Raw genomic sequence first — 24,716 nt, forward strand, 5'->3', positions numbered from 1 at the left:
GGCGAACTGATCGCCAGGGCCGATAGTGCTCAGATTGTGACACGTCAGCTGATGCCAACTACTTCCTGTGCGATCGCAGCAAGCCGGGTCTGCGCGGCCGAAACCACGCGCTGGCGCGCCTTATTGGCCTCTTCATAGGCAACGATGGCACGGATGTCCGCAGGATCGGTCAGTTCCTTCACGGCGCCGATGGCGTCGGCCACGGTGAGCTCGTCGTAATCGGCGATCGGCAGCTCAGAGCCGTCGAGCACCCCGGCAGCAGTGCGAAGTGAGTGCAACGCATCGGCGGTACCGTCGGCGCCCTCATCACGGGTGATCTTCTCGGCCGCCGACAGTGCGGCGTCCCTGGCTCCGGCGACCGCTTTGACTGCGACGTCGCCGGCCTGCACGCCACGGTCAGCCAGACCGGTGAAGGTCGGCCGGACATTCTTGACCAGTTCGACAGCTCGGTCCAGGCCGCGGCTGGCGACCAGCGCCGGCAAGTTGGCCAGTCGCACTGCGGCGCCCGTCAATGCCTGAACGGGGGTGCGGCGCAACGCAGCCGGACCGCCGAGCGCATCTTCGGCCAGAACTGTGGTCAACCAGTTCACCGTCGCGGAATGAGCGACGATCAGGCGGGTCGCGAGCTGCTCGATCTCGGGTTCCTTCGCACTGACCGCCAACGCCTTCAGGTAACGGGCGCGGTCAAGCAACTTGTCTTCGAGCGTCAGGTCGCCGAGCAACGCTTCCTGGAATGGCTCAGCCTGCTCGGTGATGGCTTTGACAGCCGCCGCCGCGCGGCCCAGGATCGGGCCGACCACGTCGGGGAATCCACCCAGGTTGCGGATGGCGGCTTCGATGGCTTCCGCGCGCTCGCGGCCGTTCTCGGCGTTTTGGAGAAGCTCGGTCCGGACCGCTTCAGTGCGGGCCTGTGCCACGCGGGTCTCGGCGATTTGTACCTCGGTATTGGTCAGCTCGAGCAGAGTGCGCAGCTGCGTGAGGATAGTGGTTGTGTCGTATGAGATTGTTGTGGTCATAATCCGGTAGCCCCTTCGGCGTCGATGAGATTTCCTCGGCGCGTGATCTGCACCAGCTCTTTGGCTACCCGATCTGTGCTCGGCGATAACTTGCCAACGAAAATGTGACGTGGTCGACAGCGTGGCTCAGGTCATCGTTGCCAGGCGGCGAAACAGCGGCGCGGCCTTGATCAGCAGTTCGGCGTCGTCATCGCTCATCTGAGCCAGCTGATCGCGAACCCCGTCCTCCCACACTGCGTCGATCATTTCCTTATGCTTGGCGGCTTTTGCCGTGAGACGCAGGCGGATAGACCGTCCGTCATTCGGGTCCGAGGAGCGGTTGATCAAACCCCGCTGGCCGAGTCTTCGCACGGTGGTGCTGACGTTACTGGGTTGCAACGCAAGCAATCTGGCCACCTCCGTGACAGTGATCCCCGGATGATCCGAGACAGTGCGAATGACCTCAAACTCGGAGTGCGGCAACGGTTCTAACCCGACCTGACGTTCACCGAACCGGCGCAACGACCACGCGACGGTGCGCACCGCGGACGCGGTGTCGTGAACGTCACGTCTATTCAGGGCTTTCCGCACATTGGCCACATCGGCTATATTACCTCTAAAGATAGATATAAGTATATAAGTAATTGGAGGATGTTGATGGGTACAGTGCAGGCCGAAACCACCGGACCAGAGCGCTCCGCGGTGCCGTTCTCTTTGGGCTGGCTCGGGGTGCTTGCCCTGCTGACCGCCGTCGCACCGCTGTCGATTGACATGTACCTGCCGGCGTTCCCGGCCATGGCCGTGGAGTTCGGTACCACCGCTTCGGCAATACAGCTCACGCTGACGACATTTCTCATCGGACTGGCGTTGGGGCAGCTCGCGATCGGACCGCTATCGGACCGGTTCGGCAGGCGACCGCTCATGCTGGCAGGCACTGCCGTCTGCATCCTGGCCAGTGCCGCATGCGCTCTGGCGCCCAATATCGAGCTGCTTACCGTGTTCCGCTTTCTGCAGGGCTTCAGTGGTGCTGCCGGCGTGGTGCTGAGCCGGGCCGTGGTCGCGGACCGGGCACGTGGTGCCGCCGCGGCACGCGTCTTCAGCCTGATGATGATCATCAACGGGGCCGCGCCGGTGATCGCGCCCCTCATCGGTGGTTCACTGATCGGGGTCATCGGCTGGCGCGGAGTGTTTTGGATTCTTACCGGCCTGGCCGTCGCGATGTTCGTCGGGGTTAGCGCAGTACTGGCCGAGACCCATCCACCAGAGCGCCGTAGCACCGGCGGCCTGTCCGCTATGTTGCGAGACGCGGGGGCGGTGCTCAGGAATCGCCGCTACGTCGGATACACACTGGTTTTCGCCTTCAGCTTCTCGGTGATGTTCGCCTACATCGCGGCCTCGCCATTCGTCCTGCAGAACATCCTCGGGCTGTCCCAGATGAGCTACTCATTTGCCTTCGCCGCCAACGCCGTCGGACTGGTTGCTGTGAACGCGCTCAACGCGAAGATCGTGGGTCGCTTCGGTCAGCGGCGACTGCTCAGTCTCGGGGTGAGCCTGCTTGTGCTGTTCTCCGCCTTGCTGGTGGTCGATGCGATCGTCGGGCCTGTGCTCTGGGCGACCTTGGCGCTGCTGTGGTTCGCCGTCGCCAGCATCGGCCTGGTGGTCGCCAATGCGACCTCCCTCGCCCTGGACGAAGCGCACCAGTCGGCGGGTACCGGATCGGCGGTGCTGGGTGCGCTGCAATTCGGTCTCGCCGCCGTAGTGGCACCACTCGTCGGAATCGGCGGCGACCACACCGCTGTCCCGATGGCGATCGCCATGGTGGTCAGTGCGCTCATTGCGGCGACCGCCCTGCTGGTTCTGGTCAGGCCGCCAGTAACGGCGGCGCGGTAGCCAGGTCTAGTCGGAAACTGCTGCGGTGGAACGTCTTCGAGCCAGCCCCGTCGATGCCGTCAGTCTCGTCGCGGTTTGACGCCGTCAAGTGCGGTGGTCGGCATCAACGCCAGCAACGGCACATAACCGTGATCGGGCGCGCCATGGGGATAGCCGCCACGTAGGAAGCCGACCAGGCCCGTGACTGCCTTCGGAAGGCCGTATCGCTGTGTCATGTGGGGCTCCTTCCGCAATACCTGCTTATCAGTGTCGGGGATCCATTTCAATTTCCCACAATGGGGCTGTTCAAACCATCGCAACGAGTGTTTGGACGCCTCGACCAGGGGTATTTCGGTGACACCCACACCGCAGGAGCGTGAAAATGCGCGTTGTATTCCAGGCCCAGCTGGACCAGCTGACCGCCGAATTGGGCGAAATGTGCGCAACAGCGGCCGGCGTGATGAAGCGCGCGACCACCGCCCTGACCCGCGGTGATATCGACGCAGCCGAACAGGTGAGCGCCGATCTGGCACGTCTGGACCGCCTGCACGACCACGTCTGTGACCGGGCGTTGTCGCTTCTGGCGCTGCAGGCGCCCGTCGCCCGCGACCTGCGTCGAGTGGTGGCCGCCATTCAGATCGCCGCCAATGCCCACCGGATGGGCGGGTTGGCCGCGAAGATCGCCGCAGCCGCCCCCGGAGGTGCTCGATCAGGGTCCGTACCGGCGCCCACTCTGGCCCACTTCGCCACCATGGGCCGTGTCGCAGTGAATCTCGCCGAACGCGTGCAATCCGCGATCGACACCGGCGACGTGACGGATATCGAACGCATCCAAGTCGACGACGACGTGATGGACGATCTCCACAGGCAGCTGTTCACGGTGGTCACCGACCCCGGATGGGTCAACGGTGCCGCGCGCGCCGCCGAGGTGGTGCTGCTCGGCCGGTTCTATGAGCGCTACGCCGATCACGCTGTCGAGATTGCGCAGCGCTTGATATTCGAGAACACCGGGGTACATCACGGCCGCCGTGGACCCAGCCTGTCCGCCGCGGTGTGAGACCTCCGGCACCGTGACAGCGGGCCCAACGCCAGCTATGCTGGGTTTCAGCGCCAATCTTGCCAGGTTCAGCCCATAAGCCCCGTGAGTCGCTTCCGCGCTTCCGGCTGAACTCCTGCGAGGACCCATGCTAAATCTTTCGCTATCTCACGATCTTCCCGCTTCCTGCGATTGCGTCGTCACCGAATCCCAGACCGGCTCCGCTGTGGTCCTGTCTGTCACCGGAGTACTCGATATGCTGACGGCGAGCCGGTTGCAGGACGCCGTCGATGCTGCGCTCGGCCAGCACCCAGAATGCCTGGTCGTTGACCTCTCAGACGTGACTTTCCTTGCGTCCCATGGGATGAACGTGTTGGTGGCCGCTCATTTCCGGGCCGGCAGCGAAACCAGCATGATCGTCGTCGCTGACGGACCGGTGACCGCGCGACCCCTTACGCTCGTCGGGATCACAGACATCATCACCATGTACCCCACTCTTGACGAGGCCTTGTCTGGAGTCATCGCCGCCTAGCTCAATGTTGCTCTGACGCTTGGCGTTACATCAAATTCTCGATGGCCATGAAACGACCCGGGGCGAATACGCCCCGGGTCGTTTCGACGGTTCCAGCACGGATCAATCCGGTCGTTGTCCTGTATCGCAGGACCATCGACAACCATTGCCGCACAGGGATTTTACGTCGGAATCCGACATCGATGGCCATGAAGCCGACTCTGCCGACGCGAAAGCGGCAACGGCGGGCCCCACGCTGTGTGCTCAACGCAAGCGGTTGCCCGACCGTTGCCTTGGAACAGACCTGATGCAACCAATCACTGTCCATCCGTCCCCGTCGGATACCGCTGGCGGCCAGTGCTAAACATCGGCCGAAAGTGGCGGGGCGATCGCCCTAGTCGGCCAAAGCCTTGATGGTGTAGAAAAATAAAAGTAATGTCACCTTCAGTTTTTGTGTCATCTCCGTCCTTCACCTCAGGGAGCCAACGATGGAATCCTTCGTCCACCTGCGCAAAGGCAAAACGCCGAGGCGGCTCCACGCCGACCTGGACGGACTCAAAGACGATGAGCTCGGCCGCGGCGGATTCACCGGCCGCACGGCGAACATGTATCGGCGGCACGACCCCACCGCATATCGTTCAGTCGGCCCGCTGCGGCCGTTGGATGTGCTGTCCTCGGAGCTGAAGCCGGGTGATGCGACCGACGCCGCGGGCAGCCCGATGCTGTTGTTCTCCAACGAGGATTGTCGCATCTACCTCTCACGACGCGCCGAAGAGATGCCGTTTCTCGTCCGCCATATCGACGGCGACCTGCTGTGCTTCGTGCACGCCGGCTCCGGAGAGCTACAGACCGAGTTCGGGCCGCTGCGTTACACCGCAGGCGATTGGGTCTATCTACCGAAAGCCTGCACCTGGCGGCAAGTTCCCGATCCAGGTCCGGGGCCGGCTACCACACTGCTGATGATCGAGGCCACCGACGAGTTCCGCGTTCCGCCGCCGGGTCAGCTCGGCCGACACTTCCCGTTCGACCCTTCACAGGCCACAATTCCCGAACCGGTGCCGATGGAAACAGGCGATGGTCCGCAGATAAACGGCGAGTATGAGGTGCGCCTGATCCATACCCCTGTCGATGGTGTTGGCACGACAACTCTTTATTACCAACATAATCCGCTCGATGTCGAGGGATGGCGCGGGGACAATTTCGCCTTCACCTTCAATATCGCCGATTACAACGTGATCACCTCCGACACCGTGCACCTGCCGCCGACAGTGCATCTGTTCATGCAGGCCACCGGCGTGTACGTGATGAACTTCCTGCCCAAACCCGCCGAAGGGGCGGCGGGCACGGAGCGCACCCCCTGGTATCACCGCAATGTCGACTTCGATGAGATCGCGTTCTTCCATGGCGGCTCGCTCTACGGCATCGCAATGCCCCCGGGGCTGATCTCGCACGCACCGCAGGGCGTACACCACGGCGCCCCCGAGAAGGCGCGCGAACGGGCCAGGCGCAAATTCGACGAATTCACCAAGGTCGACTGGCAGGTGATTGCAGTGGACACCCGCAAGCGGCTGACCCCGTCGCCTGAGGTGCTGGCCAACGACCTGGGACAGCACTGATGAGCGCTTGCGCGAAGAAGAGACAGCACTGATGAGCGCTTGCGCGAAGAAGAGAGGGTACTGATGAGCGCTCCCGAAGCGCCCGTGCGGCACGCCTACGATCGCATCCCGTATCTGGTTGCCTACCAGAACACTTCGTCTGTTCGCGATGTCTACGGCGGCGTCGCCGAGCTCGTGGTGCTGGAGAGTTACCTACTCAAGCCGAAGGACCAACCATCCGATACCGTGCTGGTGTTCATGCACCCGATCGGCGGTGGCGCGTACCTGCCGATGATCAACGCACTCGCCCGTGCCGGTCACCACGTCATCTACTGCAACAGTCGGTTCCGGGGCACTGACTCGGCGCTGCTGATGGAAAAGGTCGTCGAGGACCTCGGTGAATGCATCAAGGATGCCAAGACCCGCCTGGGCTACTCCCGTGTGGTGCTGGCCGGGTGGAGTGGCGGCGGGTCGCTGTCGGTGTTCTATCAGCAGCAGGCTCAGCACCCCACCGTCACCGCCAGCCCCTCCGGAGATGGGCCGGACCTGACCACACTCGGGCTCATCCCGGCCGACGGCATCATGTTGCTGGCCGCGCATATCAGCCGCCACGGCACCATGACCGAATGGCTGGACGCCTCGATCCTCGATGAAACCGACCCCACCAAGCGGGATCCGGAACTGGACCTCTACAACCCGACCAACCCGAACCAGCCGCCGTACAGCGACCAGTTCCTCACCACCTACCGAGACGCGCAGATCGCCCGCAACCGGCGGATCACCGGATGGGTCTGGGAGAAATTGGCGGAGCTGAAAGCAAGCGGACGGCCTGAGGACGAGTTCGGGTTCGTCGTGCACGGCACGATGGCCGACCCGCGCTGGCTGGACCCGACGGTCGATCCGAACGACCGTGCCCCAGGCACCTGCTATCTGGGTGACCCACAGGTGGTGAACAACTCCCCCGTCGGTCTGGCCCGGTTCTGCACGCTGCGCAGCTGGCTGTCGCAGTGGAGTTACGACGATGCCCGCGGCGACGCCGTGGAATGCGGACCCGATATCGCGGTGCCCACCCTGGTGATCGGTAATCTGGCCGATGACGCCTGTACGCCGAGCCATACCCGTCGGCTGTTCCAGGCCATCGGACATCCGGACAAGGAGATGCACGAAATTCCCGGCGCCAACCATTACTACTCGGGTCCCGACCAGCGCGACACCCTGCGCCAGGCGGTTGGGGTGTGCACGGATTGGCTGCAGCGGCACGGGTTCTCGGGGATGTCCGCATGACCACCGGTGCCCTCGACGGCATCCGGGTCATTGAGGTCGGCACGCTGATCTCGGGACCGTTCGCTGGTCGACTGCTCGGTGATATGGGCGCCGAGGTGATCAAGATCGAGCCGCCGAAGGTCCCGGACCCACTGCGGACCTGGGGGCAGGCCGAGCTCGACGGACACCATTTCTTCTGGACCGTGCACGCCAGGAACAAGAAAGCTGTCACTCTCGATCTGCGCACCGACCGCGGCCGTGAGCTATTCCTGGATCTGGTGCAGCGCTCCGACATCATCGTGGAGAACTTCCGACCGGGCACCTTGGAAAAGTGGAATCTCGGTTATGACGTTCTGCGCGAACGTAATCGGGGCATCATCCTGGTGCGGGTATCGGGTTACGGACAAACCGGTCCCGACGCGCACAAGGCCGGGTATGCGTCGGTGGCCGAAGCTGCCAGCGGGCTTCGCCATATGAACGGTTTCCCCGGCGGCCCTCCCCCGCGGCTGGCTCTATCGCTCGGCGACAGTCTCGCAGGCATGTTCGCCGCACAGGGCGCGCTCGCCGCGCTGTACCGACGCACCGTCACCGGCGAGGGCCAGATCGTCGATGCCGCTCTGACCGAAGCCTGTCTGGCGGTGCAAGAGTCCACGATCCCCGACTACGACATCGGCGGTGTGGTGCGCGGCCCGTCCGGCACCCGACTGGACGGCATCGCACCATCGAATATCTATCCGACCGCCGACGGGAGCTGGGTGGTGATCGCGGCCAATCAGGACACCGTGTTCCGTCGTCTCTGCGCCGCGATGGGTCAGCCCGAACTCGCAACCGACGAGAGATTCGTCAATCATGTTGCCCGCGGGCGCAATCAGGACGAGATCGACAAGATCATCGCCGACTGGGCGGCGCAACGCTCACCCGATGACATCATTGCCACCCTGTCAGCGGCCGGAGTGATCAGCGGCCCCATCAACACCGTCGCCGAAGTGGTGACCGACCCACAGATGTTGGCGCGCGGCATGATCGCCGACCACTGGGATGAGCGGGTAGGGCGCAACGTCAAAGGCCCCGGCGTCGTGCCGGTGCTCTCGGAGTCGCCGGGCACCATCCGCTACGCCGGATCGGCGCGCCCCGGTCAGCACAATGACGATATCTACTCACGCCTGCTCGGTATTGCGTCTGAGGAACTCGACGCGCTGCGCGATGAAGGGGTGATATGACCAGCGACCTACCCACCCACGTCACGATCCGCGAAGTTGCGCTGCGCGACGGATTGCAGATCGAGGCGCCGATCCCGTTGGCCGACAAGCTCGCATTGCTCGAAGCGATTGTCGCCACCGGAGTTCGTGAGGTCGAGGCCACTGCGTTCGTATCGCCGTCGAAGGTGCCCGCCCTGGCCGATGCCGCCGAGTTCGCCGCTGAACTCCAACGGTTCGACACGGTCGAGTTCTCCGCGCTGGTCGCCAGCCCCAACGGAGCAAGGCGGGCCATCGCGGCGGGTCTTGGCGCCATCGAGTACGTCGTGTCGGCCGCCGACGCGCACAGCCACGCCAACGTCGGCCGCGGCACCGCCGACGCCACCGCCCAGATCGCCGAGATCGTCGCCATCGCCCACGACAGCGACGTGAGCGTCGAGGTCATCGTCGCCACCGCCTGGGACTGCCCCTTCGACGGGCCGACACCTGCGCAGCGGGTGCTCGACGTGATCACCGCAGCGCAGGACGCGGGTGCGGACCGGCTGGCGATCGCCGATACCATCGGCACGGCAACGCCGCGACGGGTGAGTTCGCTGATTGCGCAGGTGATCCCGCTGATCGGCGACACCCCGCTGGGCGCGCATTTCCACAACACCAGGGGGGCCGGACTGGCCTGTGCGTACGCGGCGGTCAGCGCGGGTGTGAGCCGACTGGACGCATCGATCGGCGGGTTGGGCGGTTGCCCGTTCGCGCCGGGGGCCAGCGGCAATATCGCCACCGAGGATCTGGTGTATCTACTCCGCGACAGCGATATCGCCGTCGATGTCGACCTGGACGCCGCGATCGCCGCGGCGGCGCTGGCCCAGCGGCTGATCGGCCACGATCTGCCCAGCGCCTTGTTACGCGCCGGCGACCGTATCCAGGGCCGCTGAGCCATGGCCCGCCAAGAAGTACCGGAGCGGGTGCGGGACCGGACCGCCAAGGGCAGGCAAACCAGGGAGGCCATTGAACTGGCCGCCCACACGTTGTTCGCCGAACGCGGTTTCCACGGCACCACCCTGGCGGATATCACCTCGGCAGCCGGCAAGTCACCCGCGGTGTTCTACCGGTACTTCGATGACAAAGAGGATCTGCTGGCCGACCTGGCGGAATCCTTTCTGCACAATTTTCTATCCAGCATCGTCGTGCAGCCAACCGAATCACCCGATAACACAGAGTATTTCACCTCCGTCGTGACCGGTTACTGGAACATTTTCAAGCAGCACGTCGGGATCATGGTGGCCGTGGCACAACTGGGCGCCACTCAACCTCGCTTCGCCGCGGTGCAGAACGACTTCCGCCGATTCGGCATGGACATCGTGCGGGCATCGGTGCTCCGAGCCAGGGATCAGGGCTACGGGGCAGACCTCGATCCCGACCACGTCGCCCTGGCCATTGCGCTGCTGTTCGAGCAGTTCACTACGGTGTACCTGCGGCCGGATGCCGCTGCCCTCGGCGTGCACACCACCGACGAGGACGCCGTCCGCACACTGGCAACGATTTGGAAGAAAACGCTCTACGGCCGTTAGTCCGCTCGTCTGACAAAGGGAAACATCATCGTGGATTTCACCCTGCCGGAACACCTCCCGGGACTGCTCGCCGAGATGGATGCGTTCATCGAGGCCGAGATCAAACCGCTGGAACGCGAGAACATGCAGTATTTCGACCGGCGCCGCGAGTTCGCCAGGACCGATCTGGAGAACGGCGGGATCCCACAGCGGGCCTGGGAGGATCTCCTCGACGAAATGCGCAGGCGGGCCGATAAAGCCGGGTGGTTGCGCTACGGCCTGCCCTCGAGGTTCGGCGGCCGCGACGGTAGCAACCTGGATATGGCCGTCATCCGCGAACACCTCGCGCACCGAGGTCTCGGCCTGCACAACGATCTGCAGGACGAATCGTCGATCGTCGGCAATTTCCCGCAAGTGATCATGATGGACCGGTTCGGCACCGAAGCGCAGAAGAAGGAGTGGGGTGAAGCCCTGCTGACCGGTGAGCGCTCGATGGCCTTCGGCCTGACCGAGCCGGGTCACGGCTCCGACGCCACCTGGATGGAGACCACAGCGGTCACCGACGGAGACGGGTGGGTGATCAACGGCGCCAAACGGTGGAACACCGGGGTGCATCGCGCCACCCACGACCTGGTGTTCGCCAGAACCTCGGGCCAGGCCGGCTCCGCTACCGGGATCACCGCATTCCTGGTGCCCACCGATACCCCCGGTTTCGAGGTGCCCTATTACTGGTGGACGTTCAACATGCCCAGCGATCACGCCGAGGTGGAACTGCACGACGTACGGGTACCGTCGGACGCGGTGCTCGGTGAGGTCGACCACGGTCTCGAAGTAGGGCAGACCTTTCTGCACGAGAACAGAATTCGGCAGGCAGCCAGCAGTCTGGGCGCCGCGCAGTACTGTATCGACCGCGCCGCGCAGTACGCCGGCGAGCGGGTGGTATTCGGTAAGCCCCTGTCGACCAATCAGGCCATCCAGTGGCCGCTGGTCGAATTGCAGACCGAAGCCCAGATGGTCCGGCTGCTGGTGTACTTCGCGGCCTGGCATCTCGATCGCGATCATCACATGGAGGTGTCAGACAAGGTGTCGATGGCCAACTACCGCGCGAACCGGCTGGTGTGCGAGGCCGCCGACCGGGCCATGCAGGTGCACGGTGGGATCGGCTACAGCCGCCACGAACCGTTCGAACACATCTACCGCCACCACCGCCGGTATCGGATAACCGAAGGCGCCGAGGAGATTCAGATCCGCCGGGTGGCGCAGCGGATGTTCAAGTTCGGCTCGCGGACCGCACAGAAGTGAGTACAGATACCGCCGCACTCGCCGCCGCACTCGGCGATGTTTTGAAACCAGCGCTGGGGAACACGGTCATCGAGAACCTGCGCGCGTTGACCGGCGGGGCCAGCCGCACCACCTGGGCCTTCACCGCGACAACCGATAGCGGCCCGCGGCCCCTGATTCTGCGGACCGGTGCCGGAGATGAGGTGCATGCCAGCATGGAACTGGAAGCGCACGCCCAGCGACTGGCCGCGGCCCAGGGCGCCCCGGTGCCCGATATCCTGGTTGCCTCCGATTCACCTGCAGCACTGGGTAATCCGTATCTGATCTGTAACGAGATCGGCGGTGAGACAATCGTGCGAAAGATTCAGCGCAACCTCGACGACGCAGGCCGCGCCAGCTTGTTGGCGCAGTGCGCGAGTGCACTGGCCGCCATCCACCGCGCCGAGCCCACCGGCGCGGATATCGACACCGGTGACCAGCTCGCCGTATGGCGGGCCCAACTTGACGAAATGGGCGATACCACAGCGACATTCGAGTGGGCCTTTCGCTGGTTGGAAAAGAACAAGGCGGTGTCTGTTTCACCAGGGCGCCGGTCTCTGGTACACGGTGATTTCCGGATGGGCAATGTCATCGTCGACGGCTCGCGCTTGGCGGCTGTCCTGGACTGGGAATTGGTACACGGCGGCGAGGCTTGCGAGGACCTGGCGTGGTTCTGCATCAGGGCCTGGCGCTTCGGCGCACCCAAGGAACGCGACGCCGGCGGCCTCGGCAGCATCGAGGACCTTCTGACGGCATACGAACAGGCCGGTGGCGCCACCATCGACCGATCGGCCTTTCGCTGGTGGTTGATCCTGGCCACTCTGCGCTGGGGGGTGATCTGCCGCTACCAGGCGCAGCGCCATCTTTCCGGTCAGACGCCCTCAGTGGAACTGGCCACCATCGGGCGGCGGGTCTGCGAAACCGAATGGGATCTCCTCAACCTTCTGCAGGACGCCTCATGACCGACCTGCATGGCCGGCCCACGGCCGCCGAGTTGATCGCCGCGGTAGCCGACTTCCTCGACAAAGATGTGCGTGACGCCGTGACCGGTCAGGTCAACTTCCACGCCCGCGTCGCCGCCAATGCCCTGCGGATGGTCCAGCGCGAACTGCTGGCACCGCCTGCTACCGAGGTAACCGCCGCCCTGGCGGCTCTGGGCGTGGCCGATGAAACCGAACTCGCCGATGCGATCCGCCGCGGCGCCATGGACAACCTGACAACCGACCAGCGCGACGAGTTGATGTCGTGCCTTCGTGCGCTGGTCGGTCATCGGCTGGCCGCCGCTCATCCCGGGTACGAGCAGGAATAGGCAGGAGCACTGAAGATGACGAACACCAGCACCGAGACAATCATGGGCGTCGGCGATGCCCTGTTCAGTGCGATCACCGACGGCGATACCGCGTCGATCGAGGCACTGTTCGCCGACGATATCGCGGTGTGGCATTCCGGTGACCGCCGCGACAACGATCGCGCCCGCGCCCTGCGCGTGTTGCACTGGTTCATCACCACCACCACCGCACGCCACTACGACGTCCTCGACCGGCAGCTGTTCATCAACGATGACTCGGCCGGTTTCGTCCAGCAGCACGTCCTGCACGCCACCGGTACCAATGGTGGGGTCATTTCGCTGCGCGTCTGCATAGTCATCAAAATTGACGAGAATGGCCTGATCAACCGCATTGACGAGTATTTCGACCCGATCGATATGACGCCATTGACCAACTGAGGAGATTGCGATGACCGGCATGAACACCCTGCTCAGCGATCCCGACACGGCGGGGGTATGGAACCTCGACCCGGCGCGGTCCCAGATCGCATTCACCAGCCGATCGTTCTGGGGCCTGCTGCCGGTGAAGGGAAAGTTCACCGAGTTCAGCGGTGACGGCCAGATCACGCGGCAGGCGGCGGTGTTCGGCAGGCTCGATATCCGCGCCGCATCGTTGAACACCGGTATCGGCAAACGCGATGACCACCTGCGCTCGCCGGATTTCTTCGACGTCGAACGCTTCCCCGATATCAGTGTCGTCGTCACCGCTCTGCAACCGAGCGCAGGCGATTCCGCCGACCTGCGCGCAACGCTGACCGTCAAGGCGACCACCAAACCGCTTCCGCTGCCTGCCACCATCGCCGTCATCGACGCCACGACGGTGCGCATCTCGACCAAGACCACGCTCGACAGATCGCAGTGGGATGTCACCGGAAATCTGCTCGGGATGGTGACCCGCACCGTCACGCTGCGGTCCGATCTCGTCTTCGTCAAAACCGCTTCGTGAAATGCCTGAGGCCGGAACGGAAGTCACCCTAGTATCTCCGGTGTGAGCATCTCCGGAGTGCCCGCCACCCCGTCATCGTCGCAGGATCCCGTTCGTGTCCTGGTCTACAGCGATAACGCGGCCACCCGGGAACAGGTGATGTTGGCGCTGGGAAAGCGAATCCACCCTGAACTGCCCGAGCTGAGCTACCTGGAGGTGGCCACCGCTCCGGTGGTCATCGCGCACATGGATGCCGGCGGTATCGACCTCGCCATCCTCGACGGTGAAGCCACCCCGGCCGGCGGGATGGGAATCGCCAAACAGCTCAAGGACGAAATCACCGACTGCCCGCCCATCCTGGTGCTCACCGGCCGGCCCGACGATGCCTGGCTGGCCAACTGGTCACGCGCCGAGGCCGCGGTTCCCCATCCGATTGATCCCATCCGGCTCGGCGAGGCTGTCGTGGGCCTGTTGCGCGCACCGGCATAACTTCACAGCAACGAAAAGCGCCTGAGTTCTCCAAAAGCGCAGGGACCCTTACAACTTCGGGCAACACGCGGGCTCAGCAGGATCTTTTTCCGATCCTAACGAAAATGGCCGGGCCGGCGCACAAGATCGCTAGGCTGTGTCGTAGCTCACATCGACAGCCCAAGCGAGGGAGCGCCCAGCATGAACGAACAGCAGGCATGAATCTCTACTTACCCATCCTGGTTCTCGGTGCGATCGCCGCTGCGTTCGCCATCGGATCGGTGGGCATCGCGCTGGTGATCGGTCCCCGTCGCTACAACCGCGCGAAATTGGAAGCCTACGAATGCGGTATCGAGCCCGCCGTGCAGCCGGTCGGGATGGGCCGGTTCCCGATCAAGTTCTACCTGACGGCGATGTTGTTCATCGTCTTCGATATCGAGATCGTCTTCCTCTACCCCTGGGCGGTGACGTTCGACCAACTGGGGACATTCGCTCTGGTCGAGATGGGCTTGTTCATGGCGACGGTGTTCGTGGCCTACGCGTATGTGTGGCGCCGCGGCGGACTGGACTGGGATTGAGAGATTCACGATGGGACTAGAAGAGCAGCTGCCGGGCGGCATCCTGCTGTCGACAGTGGAGAAAGTGGCCGGATTCGTCCGTAAAGGTTCGTTGTGGCCTGCGACATTCGGGCTGGCGTGCTGTGCCATCGAGATGATGGCCACCGCGGGACCACGATTTGATATCGCCCGATTCGGGATGGAACGGTTCTCCGCCACCCCGCGGCAGGCCGATCTGATGATCGTCGCCGGCCGGGTCTCCCAGAAGATGGCACCGGTGCTCCGGCAGGTTTACGACCAGATGGCGGAGCCGAAATGGGTGCTGGCGATGGGAGTCTGCGCATCGTCGGGCGGCATGTTCAACAATTACGCGATCGTTCAAGGCGTCGACCACATCGTTCCGGTCGACATCTATCTGCCTGGCTGCCCGCCGCGGCCGGAGATGTTGCTGAACGCGATCCTCAAGCTGCACGAGAAGATCGCCGAAATGCCGCTGGGCGTGCATCGCACCGAGGTTGTCGCGGCCGCCGAACAGGCCGCACTCGGCGCCAGGCCCACCATCGAGCTGAAGGGCCTGCTGCGGTGAGCACCGACGAGCAGGAAGTGATCGGCGTGCGCCACGGCATGTTCGGCATCCAGGGCAGCGGTGACACCTCGGGCTATGGCCGTTTGGTGCGGGAAATCAGTCTTCAGGAAAGTTCACCGCGGCCCTACGGTGGCTATTTCGACGAGGTGGTGGACCAACTCGGCGCCGTGCTCGGTGCCGAAACGTTCACCGCCGCCGTCGAGCGGGTCGTCGTGCACCGTGATCAGCTGACCATCGAGGTCCGACGCGCTCACCTTCCCGTCGTCGCGCAGGCGCTGCGCGACGACGACGGCTTGCGGTTCGAATTGTGTTGCGGGGTATCGGGAGTGCACTACCCCGACGACACCGGCCGCGAGCTACACGCGGTGTATCCGCTGATGTCGATCACCCACAATCGACGCATCCAAGTGGAAACGACTTGCCCGGATTCCGATTCACATGTGCCGTCACTGTTTTCGGTGTACCCCACCACTGATTGGCATGAGCGCGAGACCTTCGACTTCTTCGGCATCATCTTCGACGGGCATCCAGGGCTGACCCGGATCGAGATGCCCGATGACTGGGTGGGCCACCCACAACGCAAGGACTATCCGCTGGGTGGCGTGCCGGTGGAATACCACGGCGCAAAGATTCCGCCACCGGACGAGCGCAGGGCGTACCGATGACCGATACCGACGAAAAAGTGATCACCCTCGGCGGGTCCGACTGGCACGAGATCGTCGAGGCCGCACAGGCGGGGGCGGCGTCGGGCGAACGCATCGTGGTGAACATGGGCCCCCAGCATCCGTCGACACACGGTGTGCTGCGGCTGATCCTGGAGATCGAGGGCGAGACCGTCACCGAAGCGCGTTGCGGTATCGGCTATCTACACACCGGCATCGAGAAGAACCTCGAATACCGCAACTGGACGCAGGGCGTCACGTTCGTCACGCGGATGGACTATCTGTCACCGTTCTTCAACGAGACCGCGTATTGCCTTGCGGTGGAGAAGCTTCTCGGAATCACCGACCAGATCCCCGAACGGGCCTCGGTGATCCGGGTGATGTTGATGGAGCTCAACCGCATCTCCAGTCACCTGGTGGCGCTGGCCACCGGCGGGATGGAACTGGGCGCCATGTCGGCGATGTTCTACGGGTTCCGGGAACGCGAACTGATCCTGACGGTGTTCGAGGCGATTACCGGATTGCGGATGAACCACGCCTACATCCGCCCAGGCGGAGTGGCCGCCGACCTGCCCGACGACGGCGCCGCCCGGGTCCGCGAATTGCTGAAGGTGTTGCCGGGCAACCTGGCTCAGCTCGAAGACCTGCTGAGGAACAATTCGATCTGGAAGGCCCGCACCGTCGATATCGGTTATCTCGATCTGACCGGCTGTGTGGCGCTCGGCATGACCGGACCGGTGCTGCGCTCCACCGGATTGCCGCATGACCTGCGTAAGTCCCAGCCGTACTGCGGATACGAAACCTACGACTTCGATGTGATGACCGCGACCGGCTGTGACTGCTACGGCCGCTACGTCATTCGGGTCAACGAGATGATGGAATCGCTCAAGATCGTCGCTCAATGTGTGGATCGGTTGGAACCGGGTCCGGTGATGATCGATGACAAGAAGCTGGCCTGGCCCGGCGATCTCAAACTCGGCCCCGACGGGTTGGGTAACTCGCAGGAACACATCGCCAAGATCATGGGCACGTCCATGGAAGGGCTGATCCACCACTTCAAACTGGTCACCGAGGGTTTCCGGGTTCCTGCCGGTCAGGTGTACGTCGCCGTCGAATCACCGCGCGGTGAACTCGGCGTGCACATGGTCTCCGACGGCGGCACCCGGCCCTACCGGGTGCACTACCGGGACCCGTCGTTCACCAATCTGCAGGCGGTGGCTGCGATGTGCGAAGGCGGGATGGTCGCCGACGTCATCTCCGCGGTCGCCAGCATCGACCCGGTGATGGGAGGGGTGGACCGATGAGCTTGATCGATCTGACGCTGGGACCGCGGCCCGACGAACCAGGGCCCCCCATCGCCGGGCCATCGGCCTACCCCAGCGATATCGAGACTCGCCTGAGTTCCGATGCCGCGCAGATCATCAACCGCTATCCCCAGCCACGGTCGGCCCTGCTGCCACTACTACACCTCGTCCAAGCCGAAGACGGCTACCTGACCGCGGCCGGTATCGCCTTCTGCGCAACACAACTCGCCCTGTCCCCCGCCGAAGTCACGGCCGTTGCCACGTTCTACTCCATGTACCGGCGCACCCCCACCGGCACGTATCTGGTGGGCGTCTGCACCAACACGCTGTGCGCGGTGATGGGTGGCGACGCCATCCTGGAATCGCTGGAGGACCACCTCGGTATCCACGCCGGGCAGACAACCCAGGACGGCTCGGTCACCCTGGAACATGTCGAATGCAACGCCGCCTGCGACTACGCGCCGGTGGTGATGGTCAACTGGGAATTCTTCGATAACCAAACACCAGCCACCGCACGCGATCTCGTCGACGCGCTGCAGACCGACGCCTCCGTCACCCCGACCCGCGGCGAACCGCTGTGCAGCTTCGCCGAGACGGCCCGAATCCTGGCCGGGTTGGGCGGTGCTGCCCCAGGGCCGGAAAATTCACAGGACGCCGGTACCGCGACACTGGCCGGGCTGCGCGTGGCACACGAACGTCAGATGTCGGCACCGCCTGTCCCCGCGGTGGCCACTTCATCGGGATCCGCCGACGACGGTGTCGAACAGGAGGCGGTCGAGTCGGTCAAGGACCAGCCGGCACCGGGGCCGTCGGCAACGGTGCCTGCGCACACCAGCACCGCGGAAACCGACCCGGCCGAAACGAACACCGCTGAGACGAACACCGCGAAACCGGATTCGGGGAGCTGAATGCCTCAGGAGACACAGACACCGCTGACACCCGTACTGAGCCGGTTCTGGGATGCCGACGAACCCTGGTCGCTGGACACCTACCTTCGCCATGACGGGTACCAGGCCCTGACTAAGGCCCTGGGCATGACCCCCGACGATGTCATTGCGCTGGTGAAGGATTCGGGACTGCGGGGCCGCGGTGGTGCGGGTTTCCCCACCGGTACTAAATGGTCGTTCATCCCGCAGGAAACAGCCGGTTCGCCGTCGGCCGCTGCAGCCAAACCGCACTATCTGGTGATCAATGCCGACGAGTCGGAACCGGGCACCTGTAAAGACATGCCGCTGATGATGACCACGCCGCACTTCCTGGTCGAGGGCGCGATCATCGCCGCGTATGCCATCCGGGCGCGGCACGCGTTCATCTACGTGCGCGGCGAGGTGGTTCCGGTGCTGCGGCGTCTACAGGCCGCGGTCGCGGAAGCCTATGCCGCCGGCTACCTCGGCACCGATATCCAGGGTTCGGGATTCGACCTGGAGCTGATCGTGCACGCCGGGGCGGGTGCGTATATCTGTGGCGAGGAGACCGCGCTGCTGGACTCGTTGGAGGGTCGCCGCGGTCAACCCCGGCTGCGGCCGCCATTCCCGGCCGTGGCGGGTCTCTACGCCTGTCCGACCGTGGTCAACAATGTGGAGTCCATCGCCTCGGTGCCCCCGATCCTGGTGAACGGGGTGGACTGGTTCAAGTCGATGGGCTCGGAGAAATCACCGGGTTTCACGCTGTACTCGCTGTCGGGTCATGTCACCACCCCCGGCCAATACGAGGCCCCGCTGGGGATCACGCTGCGCGAGCTGCTGGACTACGCCGGCGGGGTGCGGGCCGGTCATGAGTTGAAGTTCTGGACACCGGGTGGATCGTCGACACCGCTGTTGACCGCTGAACACCTCGATGTGCCACTGGATTACGAAGGTATGGCATCGGTGGGCTCGATGCTGGGTACCAAGGCATTGCAGATCTTCGACGAGACGACCTGCGTGGTGCGGGCCGTGCGACGCTGGACCCAGTTCTACGCCCACGAATCGTGCGGTAAGTGCACACCCTGCCGCGAAGGCACCTACTGGCTGGCTCAGATCTATGAGCGGCTGGAAACGGGTCGTGGAACCGAGGCCGATATCGGCAAACTCCTCGATATCGCCGACACCATCTTCGGGAAATCGTTCTGCGCGTTGGGCGATGGCGCCGCCTCCCCCATCATCTCGTCGATCAAGTTCTTCCGCGACGAATATGTCGCTCATCTTGATGGCGGCTGCCCGTTCGATCCGCACGCCTCGATGCTCACAGCACCCGAGGAGGTGCGGGTCTGATGTCACCTTTTTCCCGCGAGCAGACGCATACGTCCCCTGTCCGTCGGCGTGTCGAGGGCGTTTTGCGTCTGCTCGGCGAAGAAAGTGGGGTGGCGTGACCACCGCGGAAGACAAGACCACGAGCATGGCCGGCGTCGAGATGGTCAACCTCACCATCGACGATCATCAGCTCAGTGTTCCCAAGGGCACGTTAGTGATTCGGGCCGCCGAACTGATCGGCGTGCAGATTCCGCGGTTCTGCGATCATCCGCTGCTCGAACCGGTGGGCGCCTGTCGACAGTGCCTGGTCGAGGTGGAGGGCCAGCGCAAGCCGATGGCGTCCTGCACCATCACGTGCACCCCGGATATGGTCGTGCACACCCAGCACACCTCGGCATCCGCCGATAAGGCGCAGCACGGGGTGATGGAGCTGCTGCTGATCAACCACCCGCTGGATTGCCCGGTCTGCGATAAGGGCGGTGAGTGCCCACTGCAGAACCAGGCGATGTCCAACGGTCGGGTCGAGACGCGATTCGAAGATATCAAGCGCACCTTCCCCAAACCGATCAACCTGTCGGCACAGGTGCTGCTGGACCGCGAGCGTTGTGTGCTGTGCGCGCGCTGCACCCGGTTCTCCAACCAGATCGCCGGCGACCCTTTCATCGAACTGCTGGAACGTGGTGCGCTGCAACAGGTCGGGATCGCCGCCGGGCAGCCGTTCGACTCGTACTTCTCCGGCAACACCGTGCAGATCTGCCCCGTCGGGGCGTTGACGGGCACGGCGTACCGGTTCCGGGCACGCCCCTTCGACCTGGTCTCCAGCCCCAGCGTCTGCGAGCACTGCGCATCCGGATGTGCCCAGCGCACCGATCATCGCCGCGGAACGGTGCTGCGCCGCCTCGCCGGGGACGACCCAGCGGTCAACGAGGAGTGGAACTGCGATAAGGGTCGCTGGGCCTTCACCTACACAAGGATCGGCGATCGGATCACCACTCCGCTGGTGCGTGACGATGACGGGACGTTGCGCTCGGCGTCATGGTCAGAAGCCATCGGGGTGGCGGCTGCCGGACTGGCCGCTGCCGCAGGTAGCGCCGGTGTCCTGGTCGGCGGCCGGGTCACGCTCGAAGACGCCTACGCCTACAGCAAGTTCGCCCGAATAGTGTTGGGCACCAACGATATCGATATGCGGGCCCGAGGTCACTCCGCAGAGGAAGCCGAATTTCTGGCCGCACACATCGCCGGCCGACCGATGACGGTGACATACGCCGATCTCGAAACCGCACCGGTGGTCGTGCTGGCCGGATTCGAACCCGAAGAGGAGTCACCCATCGTATTCCTGCGGCTGCGCAAGGCCGCCAGGCGCACCGGTATGCAGGTCCTTTCGGTCGCCCCGTTCGCCACCCGCGCACTGACGAAGATGAATGGGCGCCTGGTGATGACCGCACCCGGTGGGGAGGCCGCAGCGCTGGACGGCCTGGCCGACGATGCACTGCTGGGTCAACCGGGCGCCATCATCCTGGTCGGCGAGCGCCTGGCCAGCAATGCTGGAGCACTGACGGCGGCGGCTCGGCTGGCGGCGACCACAGGTGCCCGGCTGGCCTGGATACCCCGGCGTGCCGGCGAGCCCGGCGCGGTGGTGGCCGGTTGTCTGCCCAATCTACTGCCCGGCGGGCGCCCCGTCAGCGACGACCAGGCACGCAAACAGGTTGCGGCAGCATGGAATACCACCGCACTGCCCGCCCAACCCGGTCGCGACACCACCGCCATCTTGGCCGCCGCGGCCGGTGGTGAGTTGCGCGCACTGGTCATCGGTGGCGTCGACCCCAACGATCTCCCCGATCCCGCCGCCGCGCTGGCGGCCATCGAGGCCGCGCCCTTCGTCGTCAGCCTCGAACTACGGGAAAGCGCGGTGACCGAACGTGCCGACGTCGTCTTCCCCATCGCGCCCGTCGCCGAGAAGGCCGGTTCGTTCCTGAACTGGGAAGGCCGGTTGCGACCCTTCGCCCCCGCCCTGGCCAGCAATGCCACCCCCGATGTGCGGGTACTACAGACCCTGGCCGACGAAGTCGGTGTGGACCTCGCCTTGAGTTCACCGGCGGCGGCAGCCGAAGAGCTGGCCCGGCTCGGCTGGTGGGGCGGCGCCGCGGCGCCCTCCCCGGTGACCACCCCCGCCGCCGCGCCCGCACCGGGGCCGGGTGAGGCGGTGCTGGCCACGTGGCGAATGCTGTTGGATGCGGGCCGACTCCAAGATGGCGAACCACACCTTGCGGGGACCGCGCGCCCACCGGTGGCCCGGTGCTCGGCTGGTACTGCAGGCGAAATTGGTTTGGCAGCTGGTGATCTCGTCACCAGCAGTACTGAGCGCGGTTCGGTCACCCTTCCGGTGGAGATCACGGAGATGCCCGATCGCGTCGTCTGGTTGCCGATGAATTCACCGGGCAGTGCGGTGTACGCACAGCTCGCGGTGACGGCGGGTGCGGTCGTTCGGATCGAGCGGGGAGGCATCTCATGACGCATCCGGATCTGTCACTATTCGGCCACGACCCGTGGTGGCTGATCCTGGCCAAGGCACTGGGCATCTTCGTCTTCCTGCTGTTGACCGTCCTGGTGGCGATTCTGGTGGAACGCAAAGTGTTGGGCCGCATGCAGATGCGTTTCGGGCCCAACCGAGTCGGGCCGAACGGCCTCCTCCAATCACTGGCCGATGGCGTGAAACTGGCCCTCAAAGAGGGATTGGTCCCCGCCGGGGTGGACAAACCCATCTATTTGATGGCCCCCATCATCGCGGTGATCCCAGCGTTCATGGCGTTTGCGGTCATCCCGATGGGGCCCGCCGTATCGGTGTTCAGCCACCGCACCCCGCTGCAACTGACGGACCTGGCCGTCGCGGTGCTCTACGTGCTGGCGGTCACCTCGGTCGGGGTGTACGGGATCGTGTTGGCCGGTTGGGCATCGGGCTCGACGTATCCGCTGCTGGGTGGATTGCGCTCCAGTGCACAGGTGGTGTCCTACGAGATCGCGATGGCACTGTCGTTCGCCGCGGTCTTCTTGTATGCGGGCACCATGTCGACCTCGGGAATCGTTGCCGCCCAGACCCACACCTGGTATGTGTTCCTGCTGCTGCCATCCTTTTTGGTGTACGTCACCTCAATGGTCGGTGAAACCAACCGGGCGCCTTTCGATCTGCCCGAAGCCGAGGGCGAACTGGTCGGCGGCTTCCACACCGAATACTCGTCACTGAAGTTCGCCATGTTTATGCTGGCCGAATACGTCAACATGACCACGGTTTCGGCGCTGGCGACGACACTATTCCTGGGCGGCTGGCAGGCGCCGTGGCCGATCAGCCTGTGGGATGGAGCGAACACCGGGTGGTGGCCGCTGCTGTGGTTCACCGCCAAGGTCTGGGGCTTCCTGTTCCTGTTCATCTGGCTGCGCGGCACCCTGCCCCGGCTGCGCTACGACCAGTTCATGGCGATCGGCTGGAAGATCCTCATCCCCCTGTCACTGGCCTGGATCATGATCGTCGCCATCACCCACACACTGCGTTCCTACGGGTCGGCTGCGTGGGTGACCGCCGTCATCAACATCGCATTCCTGGTGGCCGTGATCGGCCTGGGGCTGCTGTGGAACAGGCGCAGGCGCAACCGGGTTCGCGACGCCATCCCGCCGCCACCTCCACCGGACGCGAACGCCTTCCCGATCCCCCCGCTGCCCGGGCAGCCGATGATGCGCAAGGAGAAGACAGGTGTCTAGACCGAAATTCTTGGACGGCCTGGCGGGCTTCGGCGTGACGTTCTCCACGATGTTCAAAAAGCCGATGACCGAACAGTATCCGGATCACAAAGAGCCGACGGCGCCCCGTTATCACGGTCGTCATCAGCTCAACCGGTATGCCGACGGGTTGGAGAAGTGCATCGGCTGTGAGTTGTGCGCGTGGGCCTGTCCGGCCGATGCGATCTACGTCGAGGGTGCCGATAATGCCGAGGGTGAACGCTTTTCACCCGGTGAGCGTTACGGCCGGGTGTATCAGATCAACTATCTGCGCTGTATCGGCTGCGGCCTGTGCATCGAGGCCTGCCCCACCCGCGCGCTGACCATGACCAACGATTACGAGATGGCCGATGACAACCGCTCCGATCTGATCTACGGCAAGGACAAACTGCTCGCCCCACTGCCGCCCGGTGCACAACCCCCGCCGCACGCGATGGCCGCAGGCAGCACCGACGAGGACTATTACCGCGGCAACATCATCGGGCCCGGCGGTCTGCTGGAACAGCAGGCCAAGGAGGCCTTGCAGTGACCTCCACCACCGAAGCCGTCGCCTTCTGGGTGCTGGCAGTGATCGCACTGGCAGGCGCCATCGGGGTGGTCGCCGCCCCCAAGGCGGTGTACTCGGCGATGTTCCTGGCCACCACGATGATCAGCCTGGCCGCCCTATACGTCGCGCAGGATGCGCTGTTCCTCGGGGTGGTGCAGGTGGTGGTCTACACCGGCGCGGTGATGATGTTGTTCCTGTTCGTGCTCATGTTGATCGGTGTCGACTCCTCAGAATCACTGGTGGAAACGATTCGTGGACAACGCATTGCGGCCCTGGTCGTCGGGGTCGGCTTCGGCATCTTGCTGATCGCTGGTATCGGAACCGCTGCGACGGGAGACTTCACCGGTCTCGCGGACGCCAATGCCGGCGGCAACGTTCAGGGGTTGGCGGTGCTGATCTTCACGAAGTATTTGTGGGCGTTCGAGTTGACCAGTGCGCTGCTGATCACCGCGGCCCTGGGGGCGATGGTGCTGGCACACCGCGAACGTATCGAGCGGCGCAAGACCCAACGCGAACAGGCCGAGGAACGCTTCCGACCCGGCGGCGGCCACCCCACCACCTGGGCGAGTTCCGGTGTCTACGCCCGGCACAACGCCGTCGACATCCCGGCGCGACTCCCCGACGGCTCAGATGCGGACATCTCCGTCAGCAGCATCCTGGTCCAGCGTGAGGTCGAGCGGACCCCAGAAAGAAATGGGCACCCGTGAATCCGGATAACTATCTGTATTTGTCGGCGTTGTTGTTCACGGTTGGTGCGGCGGGGGTGTTGTTGCGGCATAACGCGATTGTGATGTTCATGTGTGTGGAGTTGATGCTCAATGCCTGCAATTTGGCGTTCGTGACGTTCTCGCGCATGCATGGCCACCTTGATGGGCAGGTGGTGGCATTTTTCACCATGGTCGTCGCCGCCTGTGAAGTGGTGGTCGGGTTGGCGATCATCATGACCATCTACCGCAGCCGGCGCACCGCCGACGTCGACGACGCCCACCTCCTCAAAGGCTAGGGG

General features: G+C 64.3%; 28 protein-coding genes. 25 read left to right on the plus strand and 3 right to left on the minus strand.

Annotated features, from left to right (window positions below):
- Positions 1-44: 44 nt before the first annotated feature.
- Positions 45-1,016 (minus strand): ferritin-like domain-containing protein, encoded by a 972-nt coding sequence (locus ADBZ9O_RS24625; protein ID WP_526525618.1) that lies wholly within the window; start codon positions 1,014-1,016, stop codon positions 45-47.
- Between the two features lie 126 nt (positions 1,017-1,142).
- The gene (locus tag ADBZ9O_RS24630) at positions 1,143-1,595 is read right to left on the minus strand and encodes a MarR family winged helix-turn-helix transcriptional regulator (protein ID WP_526525620.1); all 453 of its coding nucleotides are present in this window, start codon (positions 1,593-1,595) and stop codon (positions 1,143-1,145) included.
- Between the two features lie 57 nt (positions 1,596-1,652).
- Between ADBZ9O_RS24630 and ADBZ9O_RS24635 the strand changes: the two genes are divergently transcribed.
- On the plus strand, positions 1,653-2,885 hold the full coding sequence (locus ADBZ9O_RS24635) for a multidrug effflux MFS transporter (RefSeq protein WP_526525621.1): 1,233 nt from the start codon (positions 1,653-1,655) through the stop codon (positions 2,883-2,885).
- Positions 2,886-2,944: 59 nt separating this feature from the next.
- Here ADBZ9O_RS24635 and ADBZ9O_RS24640 read toward each other — a convergent pair whose 3' ends face one another.
- A complete protein-coding gene (locus tag ADBZ9O_RS24640; protein WP_526525623.1) occupies positions 2,945-3,100 on the minus strand; it encodes a hypothetical protein in 156 nt (51 codons plus the stop codon).
- Between the two features lie 146 nt (positions 3,101-3,246).
- Between ADBZ9O_RS24640 and phoU the strand changes: the two genes are divergently transcribed.
- From phoU to nuoK, 24 genes are all read left to right on the plus strand, one after another.
- A complete protein-coding gene (phoU, locus tag ADBZ9O_RS24645; protein ID WP_526525625.1) occupies positions 3,247-3,921 on the plus strand; it encodes a phosphate signaling complex protein PhoU in 675 nt (224 codons plus the stop codon).
- Between the two features lie 127 nt (positions 3,922-4,048).
- Positions 4,049-4,432 carry an STAS domain-containing protein gene (locus tag ADBZ9O_RS24650; protein ID WP_526525627.1) on the plus strand — a complete coding sequence of 128 codons (384 nt, stop codon included), beginning with the start codon at positions 4,049-4,051 and terminating at the stop codon, positions 4,430-4,432.
- Between the two features lie 467 nt (positions 4,433-4,899).
- Positions 4,900-6,027 (plus strand): homogentisate 1,2-dioxygenase, encoded by a 1,128-nt coding sequence (locus ADBZ9O_RS24655; protein WP_526525629.1) that lies wholly within the window; start codon positions 4,900-4,902, stop codon positions 6,025-6,027.
- 63 nt (positions 6,028-6,090) lie between these two features.
- Entirely contained in the window at positions 6,091-7,290 is a 1,200-nt protein-coding gene (locus ADBZ9O_RS24660; protein ID WP_526525630.1) for an alpha/beta hydrolase family protein, read from the plus strand.
- Positions 7,287-8,489, plus strand: coding sequence for a CaiB/BaiF CoA transferase family protein (locus ADBZ9O_RS24665; RefSeq protein ID WP_526525631.1), 1,203 nt, complete (start codon positions 7,287-7,289; stop codon positions 8,487-8,489). The genes ADBZ9O_RS24660 and ADBZ9O_RS24665 overlap by 4 nt, the downstream gene beginning before the upstream one ends.
- Positions 8,486-9,397, plus strand: coding sequence for a hydroxymethylglutaryl-CoA lyase (locus ADBZ9O_RS24670; protein WP_526525633.1), 912 nt, complete (start codon positions 8,486-8,488; stop codon positions 9,395-9,397). The genes ADBZ9O_RS24665 and ADBZ9O_RS24670 overlap by 4 nt, the downstream gene beginning before the upstream one ends.
- Before the next feature lie 3 nt (positions 9,398-9,400).
- Positions 9,401-10,033 (plus strand): TetR/AcrR family transcriptional regulator, encoded by a 633-nt coding sequence (locus ADBZ9O_RS24675; protein WP_526525634.1) that lies wholly within the window; start codon positions 9,401-9,403, stop codon positions 10,031-10,033.
- Positions 10,034-10,063: 30 nt separating this feature from the next.
- Positions 10,064-11,314: an acyl-CoA dehydrogenase family protein gene (locus ADBZ9O_RS24680; RefSeq protein WP_526525635.1), complete on the plus strand. Its 1,251-nt coding sequence runs from the start codon at positions 10,064-10,066 to the stop codon at positions 11,312-11,314.
- Positions 11,311-12,294: a phosphotransferase family protein gene (locus tag ADBZ9O_RS24685; RefSeq protein ID WP_526525636.1), complete on the plus strand. Its 984-nt coding sequence runs from the start codon at positions 11,311-11,313 to the stop codon at positions 12,292-12,294. The genes ADBZ9O_RS24680 and ADBZ9O_RS24685 overlap by 4 nt, the downstream gene beginning before the upstream one ends.
- Positions 12,291-12,641 carry a DUF6285 domain-containing protein gene (locus ADBZ9O_RS24690; RefSeq protein ID WP_526525637.1) on the plus strand — a complete coding sequence of 117 codons (351 nt, stop codon included), beginning with the start codon at positions 12,291-12,293 and terminating at the stop codon, positions 12,639-12,641. Before ADBZ9O_RS24685 ends, ADBZ9O_RS24690 begins: the two co-directional genes overlap by 4 nt.
- A gap of 15 nt (positions 12,642-12,656) precedes the next feature.
- Positions 12,657-13,058: a nuclear transport factor 2 family protein gene (locus tag ADBZ9O_RS24695; protein WP_526525639.1), complete on the plus strand. Its 402-nt coding sequence runs from the start codon at positions 12,657-12,659 to the stop codon at positions 13,056-13,058.
- A 10-nt stretch (positions 13,059-13,068) separates the two neighbouring features.
- Positions 13,069-13,605 carry a YceI family protein gene (locus ADBZ9O_RS24700; protein WP_526525640.1) on the plus strand — a complete coding sequence of 179 codons (537 nt, stop codon included), beginning with the start codon at positions 13,069-13,071 and terminating at the stop codon, positions 13,603-13,605.
- A gap of 57 nt (positions 13,606-13,662) precedes the next feature.
- The gene (locus tag ADBZ9O_RS24705; RefSeq protein WP_526533464.1) at positions 13,663-14,073 is read left to right on the plus strand and encodes an Rv3143 family two-component system response regulator; all 411 of its coding nucleotides are present in this window, start codon (positions 13,663-13,665) and stop codon (positions 14,071-14,073) included.
- A 197-nt stretch (positions 14,074-14,270) separates the two neighbouring features.
- Positions 14,271-14,630 carry an NADH-quinone oxidoreductase subunit A gene (locus ADBZ9O_RS24710; protein WP_526525642.1) on the plus strand — a complete coding sequence of 120 codons (360 nt, stop codon included), beginning with the start codon at positions 14,271-14,273 and terminating at the stop codon, positions 14,628-14,630.
- A gap of 10 nt (positions 14,631-14,640) precedes the next feature.
- Positions 14,641-15,195, plus strand: a complete 555-nt coding sequence (locus ADBZ9O_RS24715; RefSeq protein ID WP_526525643.1) for an NADH-quinone oxidoreductase subunit B — start codon at positions 14,641-14,643, stop codon at positions 15,193-15,195.
- On the plus strand, positions 15,192-15,860 hold the full coding sequence (locus ADBZ9O_RS24720; RefSeq protein WP_526525645.1) for an NADH-quinone oxidoreductase subunit C: 669 nt from the start codon (positions 15,192-15,194) through the stop codon (positions 15,858-15,860). The genes ADBZ9O_RS24715 and ADBZ9O_RS24720 overlap by 4 nt, the downstream gene beginning before the upstream one ends.
- Positions 15,857-17,161, plus strand: a complete 1,305-nt coding sequence (nuoD, locus tag ADBZ9O_RS24725) for an NADH dehydrogenase (quinone) subunit D (protein WP_526525646.1) — start codon at positions 15,857-15,859, stop codon at positions 17,159-17,161. Before ADBZ9O_RS24720 ends, nuoD begins: the two co-directional genes overlap by 4 nt.
- On the plus strand, positions 17,158-18,069 hold the full coding sequence (gene nuoE, locus ADBZ9O_RS24730; protein ID WP_526525648.1) for an NADH-quinone oxidoreductase subunit NuoE: 912 nt from the start codon (positions 17,158-17,160) through the stop codon (positions 18,067-18,069). The genes nuoD and nuoE overlap by 4 nt, the downstream gene beginning before the upstream one ends.
- Entirely contained in the window at positions 18,070-19,413 is a 1,344-nt protein-coding gene (nuoF, locus tag ADBZ9O_RS24735; protein WP_526525650.1) for an NADH-quinone oxidoreductase subunit NuoF, read from the plus strand.
- Positions 19,414-19,537: 124 nt separating this feature from the next.
- Complete coding sequence (locus ADBZ9O_RS24740) at positions 19,538-21,904, plus strand: NADH-quinone oxidoreductase subunit G (RefSeq protein WP_526533466.1); 2,367 nt, start codon at positions 19,538-19,540, stop codon at positions 21,902-21,904.
- 11 nt (positions 21,905-21,915) lie between these two features.
- Positions 21,916-23,145, plus strand: coding sequence for an NADH-quinone oxidoreductase subunit NuoH (gene nuoH / locus ADBZ9O_RS24745; RefSeq protein WP_526533468.1), 1,230 nt, complete (start codon positions 21,916-21,918; stop codon positions 23,143-23,145).
- Complete coding sequence (gene nuoI / locus ADBZ9O_RS24750) at positions 23,138-23,692, plus strand: NADH-quinone oxidoreductase subunit NuoI (RefSeq protein ID WP_526525651.1); 555 nt, start codon at positions 23,138-23,140, stop codon at positions 23,690-23,692. The genes nuoH and nuoI overlap by 8 nt, the downstream gene beginning before the upstream one ends.
- Positions 23,689-24,417 carry an NADH-quinone oxidoreductase subunit J gene (locus tag ADBZ9O_RS24755; RefSeq protein ID WP_526525652.1) on the plus strand — a complete coding sequence of 243 codons (729 nt, stop codon included), beginning with the start codon at positions 23,689-23,691 and terminating at the stop codon, positions 24,415-24,417. The genes nuoI and ADBZ9O_RS24755 overlap by 4 nt, the downstream gene beginning before the upstream one ends.
- On the plus strand, positions 24,414-24,713 hold the full coding sequence (gene nuoK / locus ADBZ9O_RS24760) for an NADH-quinone oxidoreductase subunit NuoK (RefSeq protein WP_526525653.1): 300 nt from the start codon (positions 24,414-24,416) through the stop codon (positions 24,711-24,713). Before ADBZ9O_RS24755 ends, nuoK begins: the two co-directional genes overlap by 4 nt.
- Positions 24,714-24,716: the final 3 nt, after the last annotated feature.

The organism is Mycobacterium sp., assembly GCF_965229105.1.
Classification (GTDB): Bacteria; Actinomycetota; Actinomycetes; order Mycobacteriales; family Mycobacteriaceae; genus Mycobacterium.

Coding starts and splice junctions, on each gene's coding strand:
- ADBZ9O_RS24625 (WP_526525618.1), bottom strand. CDS start 1,016: ATGACCACAACAATCTCATACGACACAACCACTATCCTCACGCAGCTG.
- ADBZ9O_RS24635 (WP_526525621.1), top strand. CDS start 1,653: ATGGGTACAGTGCAGGCCGAAACCACCGGACCAGAGCGCTCCGCGGTG.
- ADBZ9O_RS24640 (WP_526525623.1), bottom strand. CDS start 3,100: ATGACACAGCGATACGGCCTTCCGAAGGCAGTCACGGGCCTGGTCGGC.
- phoU (WP_526525625.1), top strand. CDS start 3,247: ATGCGCGTTGTATTCCAGGCCCAGCTGGACCAGCTGACCGCCGAATTG.
- ADBZ9O_RS24650 (WP_526525627.1), top strand. CDS start 4,049: ATGCTAAATCTTTCGCTATCTCACGATCTTCCCGCTTCCTGCGATTGC.
- ADBZ9O_RS24655 (WP_526525629.1), top strand. CDS start 4,900: ATGGAATCCTTCGTCCACCTGCGCAAAGGCAAAACGCCGAGGCGGCTC.
- ADBZ9O_RS24660 (WP_526525630.1), top strand. CDS start 6,091: ATGAGCGCTCCCGAAGCGCCCGTGCGGCACGCCTACGATCGCATCCCG.
- ADBZ9O_RS24665 (WP_526525631.1), top strand. CDS start 7,287: ATGACCACCGGTGCCCTCGACGGCATCCGGGTCATTGAGGTCGGCACG.
- ADBZ9O_RS24670 (WP_526525633.1), top strand. CDS start 8,486: ATGACCAGCGACCTACCCACCCACGTCACGATCCGCGAAGTTGCGCTG.
- ADBZ9O_RS24675 (WP_526525634.1), top strand. CDS start 9,401: ATGGCCCGCCAAGAAGTACCGGAGCGGGTGCGGGACCGGACCGCCAAG.
- ADBZ9O_RS24690 (WP_526525637.1), top strand. CDS start 12,291: ATGACCGACCTGCATGGCCGGCCCACGGCCGCCGAGTTGATCGCCGCG.
- ADBZ9O_RS24695 (WP_526525639.1), top strand. CDS start 12,657: ATGACGAACACCAGCACCGAGACAATCATGGGCGTCGGCGATGCCCTG.
- ADBZ9O_RS24700 (WP_526525640.1), top strand. CDS start 13,069: ATGACCGGCATGAACACCCTGCTCAGCGATCCCGACACGGCGGGGGTA.
- ADBZ9O_RS24710 (WP_526525642.1), top strand. CDS start 14,271: ATGAATCTCTACTTACCCATCCTGGTTCTCGGTGCGATCGCCGCTGCG.
- ADBZ9O_RS24715 (WP_526525643.1), top strand. CDS start 14,641: ATGGGACTAGAAGAGCAGCTGCCGGGCGGCATCCTGCTGTCGACAGTG.
- nuoD (WP_526525646.1), top strand. CDS start 15,857: ATGACCGATACCGACGAAAAAGTGATCACCCTCGGCGGGTCCGACTGG.
- nuoE (WP_526525648.1), top strand. CDS start 17,158: ATGAGCTTGATCGATCTGACGCTGGGACCGCGGCCCGACGAACCAGGG.
- nuoF (WP_526525650.1), top strand. CDS start 18,070: ATGCCTCAGGAGACACAGACACCGCTGACACCCGTACTGAGCCGGTTC.
- ADBZ9O_RS24740 (WP_526533466.1), top strand. CDS start 19,538: ATGGCCGGCGTCGAGATGGTCAACCTCACCATCGACGATCATCAGCTC.